We start from the raw sequence: 965 nt of genomic DNA on the forward strand, positions 1-965 counted from the left end.
GGCAGGTCCACCGGCGCATCGCGCAGTTGCGCCTGCCAGTAGGCCAGTTCCGCGTCCAGCGCGCCGCTGCGGGCATGGGCCTGCAGTTGCTCGGCCCAGTGCTTGATCGAGCTGGTCTTGGCCGGCAGTTGCACCGCCTCGCCACGGCTCAGCTGGCTGTAGGCCGTCTGCAGGTCCTCGAACAGGATCCGCCACGACACACCGTCCACCGCCAGGTGGTGGACCACCAGCAGCAGGCGTTGCTCGCCGTTTTCCAGCTGCGCCAGTACCCCACGCAGCAGCGGGCCGTTGCTCAGGTCAAGGCTGCGCTGGGCGCGGTTGGCCAAGGCCTCGACGTCGTCGGTGCGCTCCTGCCACAGCAGGTTTTCGCCGGCAGTGGCGGCAAAGTGCGCCTGCCACTGGCCGTTGTTGTGCGCAAAGCGCAGGCGCAGGGCGTCATGCTGCACGGTCAGCGCTTGCAGCGCCTGCTCCAGCAGCGCGCCGTCCAGCGCCTGGGCCGGCTTGAGCAGCACCGACTGGTTCCAGTGCTGACGCGCAGGCACCGCCGTGTCGAAGAACGCCTGGTGGATCGGCAGCAGCGCCAGTTCGCCGGTCACCGGCCCCTGGTCGATGCCCGCGCCCGCCTCGCCCTGCTGGGCGACAGCGGCCAGGGCCTGCACCGTCTGGTGCTGGAACAGCTCTTTCGGGGTGAAGCGGATGCCCGCCTGGCGGGCACGGCTGACCACCTGGATGGAAATGATCGAGTCGCCGCCCAGCTCGAAGAAGTTGTCGTTCAGGCCGATGCGTTCCAGGCCCAGCACGTCCTGCCAGATGGCGGCGATGCGCTGTTCCAGTTCGCTTTGCGGCGCCACGTAGGCTTGCTGCGATTTGCTGGCGTCCGGTGCCGGCAGCGCCTTGCGGTCGAGCTTGCCGTTGGGCGTCAGCGGCAGCTGCGCCAGGTACACCAGGAAGCTCGGCACCATGTA

The 965-nt window shown here is 68.9% G+C and carries 1 protein-coding gene; it reads right to left on the minus strand.

The window, feature by feature from the left end:
- On the minus strand, nucleotides 1-965 hold a 965-nt coding region (locus ACQ4N9_RS26480; RefSeq protein WP_430934111.1), incomplete at both ends, for a condensation domain-containing protein.

The organism is Pseudomonas sp. ES1 (genome assembly GCF_050586605.1).
Taxonomy (GTDB): domain Bacteria; phylum Pseudomonadota; class Gammaproteobacteria; order Pseudomonadales; family Pseudomonadaceae; genus Aquipseudomonas; species Aquipseudomonas sichuanensis.